Genomic DNA, 10,161 nt, shown 5'->3' on the forward strand with positions numbered 1-10,161 from the left:
TCAGTTAGGTAGAGGAGAGCACGCTCGTCAGTATGCGACCAAGCTAGAACGTTCTTTATTTTACGGGCGAAATCAGCCGTCCGATGATGGGAAAATTATCGAATACGTTGGGCGTATGTGGGGCATCGTGGTCCAGCTCGCGGGTCAGGTCTTGACCGGCCCAGTGCTCGTAGTGGTTGCCGCGCCGCCAGAGCCGGGAGCGGCTCACGTCGTAGATGTTGCCCTGGTAAGCCACCCAGATTTCGTCCCGGTCCTGCCCGTTACGTAGGGCCAGTTGGGCGCGGGTATAGGTAGGCAACAAGGTGTCTGCCGGCGAGGGTAAGCTATTGGGGGCAGATGAGTTTGCTTGCGTTTCGCTCATAGATTCAGCAAATAACCAGCGAAACGTCCAAACTTCCTTGTGGCGGCTCCTACCCCAGTAGCGCCTGCGTCAGAATCCAGCGGTTGGGCAGGTCGCCTTGAGCGGCGCGGATGTAGTCGTCGTAGCTGCACGGCACGATGCGCTTGATATCCTGGTCGGCCAGGCTTTCCACTTCCAGCCACCATTTTTCGGTGCGCTTGGCTTTATAAAACACCAGCTTGGCTGGCGTGCCCGGCAGCCCCACCGCATAGCGAATAAACCGCCGGCTCTGAAAATCCATTTCGCCCCAACGGTGGTAGAAACCCTCCACAAAGTACCAGAGCATGGTAGCTAGCGTGCCGGCTGCTAGGCCGTGCGCGTCGTGGTCGGGGCGGTAGCCGTAGAGGCCGAAAGACGTGAGCTGATCGTTGTGGCCAGCGTACCAGGCTAGTTGGGCAGCCTCTTCGCTGCTGAGGCCGAAGGAGTTGGCAGGGTAGTAGCCCGGCGCCTCGGTCCAGCGCAACGCAGCTACATCAAACGTCACGAAATCGGCCTGCCGGAGTAGGGGTTCTGCCTGGCGCACATCGGTGCGGATGGCACCCAAGCGCATGGTTTCAAAGTGCAACTTTTCCAGCGCCGCCAGCACGTCGGGCGCTACTAGGTATTGCTGGTGGCCTAGCTGCGCGAAGTTGAATAGGAAGTTGGGATCGTGCATAATCATGCGCCGCAGGTGCGCTTCCTCGGCGGGGGCGCAGTCGTACTCGGCCATGTCCACGCGCGCATCTACAGAAGCAAAGCTGATGGGGCGGTCCAGGGTTTCGTAAGCCAGAAACTGCCCATAATCCAGGTCGGGACCACCGCCGAGCAGGATAGCTACCGTGTTGTGCTCCAGTAGAGTAGCTACAATTTCGCGCAGGCGCAGGTAGGTGTCTTCCAGCGTGAGGCCGGGCCGCAGATTGCCTAAATCCACCAATTTGGCTGGCCGTACGCCGCGTTGCAAATGATAGAAACGCTGCCGCACAGCATCGGCGCCGTGGTGGGTAGGCGCCCCGGCGGCGGTGCCGCGCCAGTCGTCGAGGCCGATGATGGCCAAGTCGGCCGTGCGCCAATCGGGGAACGTATGCACGAACGGGGCGATGTATGCCGCCAGGGCCGTAGGTGCAGCCGGTGGGGCCACCACCTCTTCCCGAAGCGGATCAAAAAAGATACCCAGATTCATGAGTGCAGGCAAAGCGTAGAAGCCCAAAATTACGCAAAAGGCGCTACCCAAGGGCTTTTTACGTACTAGAAAGTAGCTGGTCAGCTAGTTAACTACTAGCCCAACAGCCAAACCGTAGCTTTTCTATGAAAAATCCGGTTATTTAAGCGGTATTTCCCATCCTTCTGCTCTCTCTTTATGGACGTTCGTCGCGCATTTGATATTCTACCTGCTCAACAGGAAAAATTCCCCCAAACTGATTGCCTGACTGCTAAACACGACGGCAACTGGCAGAAGATGAGTACTCAGGAAGCCATTGATCAGATCAATCTGGTGAGCCTGGGCCTAGTGAAGCTGGGCTTGAAAAAAGACGATAAAGTGGCCCTTATTGCCATGAATCGGCCTGAGTGGATGTTGGCCGATTTTGGCATTTCGCAGATTGGCGCCGTGGTGGTGCCCATGTACCCTAGCATCACGATAGAAGACTACAAACACATTTTCAGCGACGCCGATGTGAAGGCCGTGCTGGTATCGGACGAGAAGCTGCACGAGAAGGTAATAGCCGCCACAGAGGGTATGAACATTGCCCACGACCATATTTTCAGCTTCGATAAAATTGACGGTGCCCGGCACTTCTCGGAGCTACTGGACATGGGCCGGCAGGGCAACCCAGCCGACCTGGAGCCGCTACGCGCTGCCGTGCAACCCGATGACTTGCTGACGCTCATCTACACCTCTGGCACCACTGGCAAGCCCAAAGGCGTGATGCTCAGCCACGACAACCTGCTCAGCAACCTGCGCAGCGCCGCGCCCTACGTGCCGGTAGGACCCAAAGACAAGGCCCTGAGTTTCCTACCCCTCTGCCACATTTTCGAGCGCATGGTGACCTACCTCTACATGACGCACGGCGTGAGCATCTACTACGCCGAAAGCATGGAAACCATTGCTGACAACCTCCGCGAGGTGAAGCCCGAAATCTTTACCACGGTGCCCCGTCTGCTGGAGAAGGTGTATGAAAAGATAGTAGCGAAAGGTCACACGCTGGAAGGCGTTAGCAAGAAGCTGTTTTTCTGGGCGCTGGATCTGGGCCTGAAATATGACACCCAAAAAGACCAAGGCTTCCTGTATAATTCGCAGTTGGCGCTGGCTAACAAGTTCATTTTCAACAAGTGGCGTGAGGCGTTGGGTGGTAATCTGCGTTGCATTGTGAGCGGGGGCGGGGCGTTGCAACCACGCTTGGCGCGAGTGTTCTGGGCCGGGGGCATCCGGGTGATGGAGGGGTATGGCCTCACCGAAACTTCGCCGGTAATTGCCGTGGGAGGCTACAAGCATGAGGACAACCTCATTGGCACGGTAGGGCCACTTATCGACAACATTGAGGTGAAAATTGCGCCTGATGGGGAGATTCTGACTCGTTCGGCTTCCGTGATGAAAGGCTACTACAACCAGCCTGAGAAAACCGCTGAGGCCATCGACGCCGACGGCTGGTTCCACACCGGCGACATTGGCGAGTTTGTGCAGGAGCGCTTCCTCAAAATCACGGACCGTAAAAAGGAGATGTTTAAGACCTCGGGTGGCAAGTATATTGCGCCGCAGGTCATTGAAAGCAAGGTGAAAGAGTCGCCGCTGGTAGAGCAGATTATGGTGGTAGGCGACGGTCGCAAGTTCCCTTCAGCCCTAGTAGTACCAGCCATGGACGAGCTGAAAAATTGGGGCAAGAAGAACGGCGTAGAGATTGGCTCACTGAAAGATGCCGTGCAAAACGAGAAGGTGGTGAAAATGTACAACGACCTTGTGCACGGCTACAATGACAGCTTCGCGCACTGGGAGCAGGTCAAGAAAGTGGTGCTGGTGCCCAAGCAGTGGTCGGTGGAAACGGGTGAGATGACGCCTACCATGAAGTTGAAGCGCAAGGTGATTTCGGAGAACCTGAAGGATGTGATTGAGAGCATCTACGAGTTCAACGAGAAGCGGTAAGCTTGGCAGGGTAGGGGGCACCTGCATCCCTACCCTGCCAAATTTTTTGCCTTTACTTAGTATGCAAGCATAACAAATAATCGTATGTTTACCAGACTTCACCCCGCACAATGAAACCGGAAGAAACCGTCGATTATAACATCAAAGTAGCCTGGCACGCCATTTCGCGTATGTATAATACGCAGGCAGCCAAGCACGATATCACCACCAGTATCGGCTTTGTGCTGCTGAATATTGACCAGGAAAACGGCACGCCCGCTACCAAAATAGCGCCGCTGCTGGGCCTGGAAACCCGCTCGCTCACGCGCATTTTGCGGAGTATGGAAGAGAAAGGCCTCATCTACAAACAGGCCGACGCGCACGACAAACGCTCAGTGCGCATCTTCCTGACCGAAGAAGGCCTGCGCGGCAAGGAAATCTCCCGCCAAACGGTGCGTCACTTCAACCAAAAAGTGCACGAGCAGATTCCGCAAAACCAACTCGACGTGTTCTTTAAGGTGATAGGGCAAATTACAGGCATGATCGAAGGCAAAACGCTTTTCGATGATTTCGCGGTGAAACCGCCGCGCAAGGAATTGCCGGCGTAGGAGCGGCCAGAGTTGGCTTTGCCTTTTGCAAGAAGCGTAACGTTGACAAGTAAATAGGTACTAATCAGAACAACTGCTAACGGCTAATAGCCATCAGCTAACAGCTAAACATATGAATAGAATTATCAAGAAAGTAGCGGTGCTGGGCTCTGGCGTGATGGGCTCGCGCATTGCCTGTCACTTCGCCAACATTGGCGTACAGGTGCTGCTGCTCGACATTGCGCCGAAAGAACTGACCTCCGACGAAGAGAAAAAAGGACTGACGCTGGACAAGCCGCAGGTGCGTAACCGCATTGTGAACAGCGCCCTGGAAGCCGCCGTGAAGTCCAATCCCTCGCCGCTCTACCGCAAGCAGGACGTGTCTAAAATCAAGACCGGCAACTTCAATGATAATCTGAAAGATATTGCTTCCTGCGACTGGACCATTGAGGTAGTCGTGGAGCGGCTCGATATTAAAAAGAGCGTGTACGAGCGGGTAGAGCAGTTCCGCAAGCCGGGCACGCTCATCACCAGCAACACCTCCGGCATCCCGATTCACCTGTTGGCCGAGGGTCGTTCTGAGGACTTCAAGCAGCACTTCTGCGGCACGCACTTCTTCAATCCGCCGCGCTACCTCAAGCTACTCGAAATTATCCCTACCCCCGACACCAAGCCGGAGGTAGTGGATTTCCTGCAACACTATGGCGACTTGTACCTGGGCAAAACCGTAGTGCTGGCCAAGGACACGCCCGGCTTCATTGCCAACCGGGTAGGCGTATTTGGCCTGCTCGACGCCATGCACGTGATGCAAGAGCTGGGCCTGACGGTAGAGGAAGTGGACAAGCTGACCGGTCCGGTGATTGGTCACGCCAAGTCGGCTACCTTCCGCACCTCCGATGTAGTAGGGCTGGATACCACCGTGAACGTAGCCAACGGCCTCGGCCAAAGCTTACCCCACGACGAAGCCAAGGCAGTATTTACGCTGCCCGACTTCGTGCAGAAGATGAGCGAGAACAAATGGTTGGGCGACAAAACCGGTCAGGGCTTCTACAAGAAAACCAAAGGCGCGGGCGGCAAAACCGAAATCCTGGCCCTCGACCTGAACTCGATGGAGTACCAGCCGAGCAAGAAAATCAAGTTCGCTACCTTGGAAGCCACCAAGCCTATCGAAAAGGTGGCCGACCGCTTCAAGATACTGGTGGGCGGCAAAGACAAAGCGGGCGAATTCTACCGTAAGTCGTTTGCCGGGCTGTTTGCCTACGTGAGCAACCGCATCCCTGAAATTACGGACGCGCTCTACAAAATTGACGATGCTTTGCGCGCTGGCTTCGGCTGGGAGCTGGGACCGTTTGAAACTTGGGACGCGCTGGGCGTGCAAAAGGGTTTGGAACTGGCCGAAGCCGAAGGCAAAACCGTAGCACCGTGGGTAGGAGAGATGCTAGCTGCCGGTCACACCGTTTTCTATAAAGTAGACGAAAAAGGCACGCGTCAGTACTACGACATTGAATCGAAGACTTACCAGCCGATTCCGGGGGTAGAGAACTTCATTATTCTCGACAACCTGCGCGCGGCCGGTAAAGTCTTGTGGAAGAACGCCGGTGCCTCAGTCCTCGACCTCGGCGACGGTATCCTGAATGTGGAGTTTCACTCGAAGATGAACGCCATGGGCTCCGACGTGATTCAGGGCCTGATGAAAGGCGTGGATATGGCTGAGAAAGGCTACCGCGGCCTGGTCGTCGGCAACGACGCGCCCAATTTCTCGGCTGGCGCTAACCTAGGCCTCGTGTACATGTTTGCCCTGGAGCAAGACTACGACGAGCTGAATCTAATGATTGCCCAGTTTCAGCAAGCCATGATGCGCATGCGCTACTCCAGCATTCCGGTAGTAGGCACACCTCACGGCTTGGCGCTGGGTGGTGGCTGCGAATTAAACCTGCACTGCGACAAGGTAGTAGCCGCCGCCGAAACCTATATGGGCCTCGTCGAATTTGGGGTAGGGCTGATTCCCGGCGGGGGCGGCACCAAGGAAATGACCTTGCGCACCGCCGCCAAGTATGAGGAAGGCGAGCCGGAATACAATCTGTTGCGCAACACCTACATGACCATCAGCACGGCCAAGGTTTCTACCTCCGCCGCTGAGGCGTTTGATCTGGGTTTCCTGCGCCGGGGCGACGAAATTGTAGTGAACAGCAACCGCGTCATTGCGCAAGCCAAAGCGGCTGCTTTGGAACTGGCCGATGCCGGCTATACTCAGCCCGTACCCAAAACCAACATCAAAGTACATGGCCGCGGCGCGCTGGCGATGTTCAATACCGGCGTGTTTGCTATGAAGGAAGGCAACTACATCTCGGCCCACGACCAGAAAATTGCTGATAAGCTGGCCTACGTGATGTGCGGCGGCGACCTGTCGGCCCCTACCGAAGTGAGCGAGCAATACCTGCTGGACCTGGAGCGTGAAGCCTTCCTAAGCCTGACCGGCGAGCGGAAAACGCTGGAGCGCATTCAGTCGATTCTGACTACGGGCAAGCCGCTGCGTAATTAAGTTTTTGTCATGCTGACGAAGGAAGCACCTTATCACGGCTGCTTTCGTCAGCACTCATATTCCCAACGGCGCGGGCGTGATAAGGTCCTTCGCTGCGTTCAGGATGACAAAGAAAATACCATGTCTCAACAAGCTTATATAGTTGCCGGATATAGAACTGCCGTGGGCAAAGCCCCGCGCGGCGGCTTCCGCTTCACCCGTACCGATGACCTCGCCGCCGACGTCATCAAGCACCTGGTTTCTACCGTGCCCGCCCTCGACCCCACCCGCATCGACGATGTGATAGTAGGCAACGCCGTGCCCGAGGCCGAGCAAGGCCTGCAAATGGGCCGCCTGATTTCCCTACTCTCCCTACCCCTCAACGTGCCCGGCCTCATTGTGAACCGCTACTGCGGCTCCGGTGTGGAAACCATTGCAATGGCCGTGGGCAAAATTGCCGCCGGCATGGCCGACTGCATCGTAGCTGGCGGAGCCGAAAGCATGAGCATGGTGCCCACCGTAGGCTGGAAAACCGTGCCCAACTACAAGCTGGCCAAGGCCCACCCCGACTACTACATGGGCATGGGCCTCACGGCCGAAGCTGTAGCCAAAGACTACGGGATTAGCCGGGAAGACCAGGACCAGTTTGCCTACAACTCGCACCAAAAGGCTTTGAAAGCCATTGCCGAAGGTAAGTTCAAAGACCAAATCGTGCCCATTACAGTAGAAGAAACCTACGTGGATGCGGCTAGTGGTAAGAAGAAAACCCGCTCCTACGTGGTGGATACCGACGAAGGCCCGCGCGCCGATACCTCGCTGGAGGCCCTGGCCAAACTGCGGCCGGTGTTTGCCCAAGGTGGCACCGTTACGGCCGGCAACTCGTCCCAAACTTCCGACGGCGCGGCTTTCGTGCTGGTGATGTCGGAGCGCATGGTGAAGGAATTGAACTTGGAGCCGGTGGCCCGCATGGTGAACTACGCCACCGAGGGGGTAGACCCGCGCATCATGGGCATGGGCCCCGTGAAAGCCGTACCGAAAGTGCTGAAGCAAGCCGGCATGAAACTCGAAGACATCGACCTAATTGAGCTGAACGAAGCCTTCGCTTCCCAAAGCATTGCTGTGCAGCGCGAGCTAGGCATCGACCCCGATAAGCTGAACGTGAACGGCGGCGCCATTGCTCTCGGTCACCCGCTGGGCTGCTCCGGCGCCAAACTCTCTATTCAGCTGTTTGACGAGCTGCGTCAGCGCGGTCAGAAATACGGTATGGTGACAGCTTGCGTAGGCGGCGGCCAGGGCGTAGCGGGTATTTATGAGTTGCTGAAGTAGTAAGGTCATTTCTCCCGCTGGTTGAAATGACGTTTTTGAGAAGAACTCCCCGAACCAATCGGGGTTTTCTTTTCGTTAACTACTCGGCAAGCATAACAAATTTTCGTATCTTTCGATACCTGAATATAGACCTCCTAAAGTCTTGATATACTCGGCAAGCCGAGCAGTTTTACCTTTTTAGAATTAGCATTTCACCCAACAATAACACACCGCACCCGACCATGGAAGTAACGCAGAAACCCCTCAAAGGCGGCGAATTCATTATCAAAGAAACCAACGCCCAGGATGTTTTTACGCCTGCTGAATTCTCCGAAGAGCAGCGCATGATGCACCAAACCTGCCTGGACTTCATTGCCAGCGAGGTGCAGCCCCTGCTAGAGCGCCTCGACAACCACGAGGAAGGCCTGATGGAAGACCTGATGAAGAAAGCCGGTGAGTTGGGCCTGTTTGGCGTGAGCATTCCCGAGCAATATGGCGGGTACGATATGGACTTCAACACGGCCCTGCTGGTGACGGAAGGGGTAGGGGGCGGCCACTCGTTTCCGGTGGCATTTGCGGCGCACACAGGCATCGGCATGCTGCCCATTCTGTATTTCGGCACTGAGGAACAGAAGCAGAAATACATTCCCAAGCTGACCACTGGGGAATGGGTAGGCGCCTACTGCCTCACCGAGCCTGGTTCTGGCTCCGATGCACTGGGTGCGAAAACCAAAGCCGTACTGACCGAAGACGGGGAGCATTATGTGCTCAACGGCCAGAAAATGTGGATTACCAACGCCGGTTTTGCGCACGTATTTATCGTGTTTGCCAAAATCGACGGTGAGAAGTTTACAGGCTTCATCGTGGAGCGCGACACGCCCGGCCTGACTTTCGGCAACGAGGAGCACAAGATGGGCATCAAGGGTTCTTCTACCCGACAGGTGTTCTTGTCGGATGTGAAGGTGCCCAAGGAAAATGTGTTGGGTGAAATTGGCAAAGGTCACCTCATTGCCTTCAACATTCTGAATATTGGTCGTATCAAGCTGGCTGCTGCGTGCCTGGGCGCTTGCAAAATGGCCGCCGACCTGAGCGTGAAATACGCCAACGAGCGGGTGCAGTTCAACCTGCCTATCTCGAAGTTTGGCGCCATTCGGCACAAGCTGGCCGAGCAGGCGGTACGGATCTACGCCGTAGAATCGGCTATTTACCGCGCCGGTATGGACATCTACCGTACCGAGCAGGAATTGCTGGCCCAGGGTCAGGGCGCCAACGAGGCGCTACTGGGCGCTGCCCGCGAGTTTGCCGTGGAGTGCGCTATGCTGAAGGTAGAAGGCTCGGAGGTACTGGACTTTGTGACCGACGAAGGTGTGCAGATCTACGGCGGCTATGGCTTCTCGGCCGACTACCCCATGGACCGCGCCTACCGCGACTCGCGCATCAACCGCATCTTCGAGGGTACCAACGAAATCAATCGCCTACTCTCCGTAGACATGATTTTGAAGAAAGCCATGAAGGGCGAACTGGACCTGATGGGACCGGCCCAAGACGTGCAAAACGAGCTAATGGCCATTCCCGACTTCAACGTAGAAGAGGAAACGGGCCTGTTTGCCACCGAGAAAAAGACCATTCAGAAGCTGAAAAAAGCTATTCTGATGGTAGCGGGCACGGCCGTGCAGAAGTATATGAACTCGCTGGCCAAGGAGCAGGAAATCCTGATGAACATTGCCGACATGGCCATCAAAACCTATGTGGCCGAAAGCACCATTCTGCGGGTAGAGAAAGAAGCCAATGAAAAAGGTGAAGAGGCCCTGGCCACGCAAATCGATATTGCCCGCGTCTACCTCGCCGACGCCGTAGACATCGTGAACAAAGCTGGTAAGGATGCTATTGCTTCCATGGTAGAAGGCGACGAGCAGCGTCTCCTCTCACTCGGTCTCAAACGCTTCACGAAGGTAGATCTATTCAACGCCAAGGAAGCTCGCCGCCGCATCGCCGCCAAGCTGATCGAGGCGAATGAATATGTGTATTAACGTCTGAACCACGGATTCGCTCGAATTTGTCGGATTACACGGATTTCGTGGACGGCTGATCTACCGTAATGATTGATACAGAAAGAGGGCGACCCAAATGGGTCGCCCTCTTTTATTGCTGAGTAGGCAATGAACGTATTGTCCAAAAAATCCGTGTATTCTGATAAATCCGAGCGAATCCGTGTTTCAGATTACTTCACTACAATCTTATTTAGCATCAACGC

General features: G+C 55.6%; 7 protein-coding genes. 5 read left to right on the forward strand and 2 right to left on the reverse strand.

From position 1 onward, the window contains the following. Nucleotides 1-55: 55 nt before the first annotated feature. Complete coding sequence (locus KYK14_RS14950) at nucleotides 56-298, reverse strand: cytochrome b5 domain-containing protein (protein ID WP_246601868.1); 243 nt, start codon at nucleotides 296-298, stop codon at nucleotides 56-58. Nucleotides 299-410: 112 nt separating this feature from the next. Next, a complete protein-coding gene (locus tag KYK14_RS14955) occupies nucleotides 411-1,559 on the reverse strand; it encodes a formimidoylglutamase (RefSeq protein WP_219159904.1) in 1,149 nt (382 codons plus the stop codon). 177 nt (nucleotides 1,560-1,736) lie between these two features. On the opposite strand from KYK14_RS14955, the gene KYK14_RS14960 reads away from it, so the two are divergent. From KYK14_RS14960 to KYK14_RS14980, 5 genes are all read left to right on the forward strand, one after another. Further along, entirely contained in the window at nucleotides 1,737-3,515 is a 1,779-nt protein-coding gene (locus KYK14_RS14960; RefSeq protein WP_219159906.1) for an AMP-dependent synthetase/ligase, read from the forward strand. Nucleotides 3,516-3,625: 110 nt separating this feature from the next. Then, on the forward strand, nucleotides 3,626-4,102 hold the full coding sequence (locus KYK14_RS14965) for a MarR family winged helix-turn-helix transcriptional regulator (protein ID WP_219159908.1): 477 nt from the start codon (nucleotides 3,626-3,628) through the stop codon (nucleotides 4,100-4,102). A gap of 112 nt (nucleotides 4,103-4,214) precedes the next feature. Beyond that, the gene (locus KYK14_RS14970) at nucleotides 4,215-6,623 is read left to right on the forward strand and encodes a 3-hydroxyacyl-CoA dehydrogenase/enoyl-CoA hydratase family protein (protein WP_219159910.1); all 2,409 of its coding nucleotides are present in this window, start codon (nucleotides 4,215-4,217) and stop codon (nucleotides 6,621-6,623) included. Between the two features lie 120 nt (nucleotides 6,624-6,743). Continuing rightward, complete coding sequence (locus tag KYK14_RS14975; RefSeq protein WP_219159912.1) at nucleotides 6,744-7,928, forward strand: thiolase family protein; 1,185 nt, start codon at nucleotides 6,744-6,746, stop codon at nucleotides 7,926-7,928. A 221-nt stretch (nucleotides 7,929-8,149) separates the two neighbouring features. Continuing rightward, complete coding sequence (locus tag KYK14_RS14980; RefSeq protein ID WP_185282333.1) at nucleotides 8,150-9,937, forward strand: acyl-CoA dehydrogenase family protein; 1,788 nt, start codon at nucleotides 8,150-8,152, stop codon at nucleotides 9,935-9,937. Nucleotides 9,938-10,161 lie beyond the last annotated feature (224 nt).

It is taken from the genome of Hymenobacter profundi (genome assembly GCF_019334315.1).
In the GTDB taxonomy this organism is placed as follows: Bacteria; Bacteroidota; Bacteroidia; order Cytophagales; family Hymenobacteraceae; genus Hymenobacter; species Hymenobacter profundi.

What these genes read in the sequence shown, in the direction of transcription:
- KYK14_RS14965 (WP_219159908.1), top strand. Translation starts at nt 3,626, where the DNA reads ATGAAACCGGAAGAAACCGTCGATTATAACATCAAAGTAGCCTGGCAC.
- KYK14_RS14980 (WP_185282333.1), top strand. Translation starts at nt 8,150, where the DNA reads ATGGAAGTAACGCAGAAACCCCTCAAAGGCGGCGAATTCATTATCAAA.
- KYK14_RS14955 (WP_219159904.1), bottom strand. Translation starts at nt 1,559, where the DNA reads ATGAATCTGGGTATCTTTTTTGATCCGCTTCGGGAAGAGGTGGTGGCC.
- KYK14_RS14970 (WP_219159910.1), top strand. Translation starts at nt 4,215, where the DNA reads ATGAATAGAATTATCAAGAAAGTAGCGGTGCTGGGCTCTGGCGTGATG.
- KYK14_RS14975 (WP_219159912.1), top strand. Translation starts at nt 6,744, where the DNA reads ATGTCTCAACAAGCTTATATAGTTGCCGGATATAGAACTGCCGTGGGC.
- KYK14_RS14960 (WP_219159906.1), top strand. Translation starts at nt 1,737, where the DNA reads ATGGACGTTCGTCGCGCATTTGATATTCTACCTGCTCAACAGGAAAAA.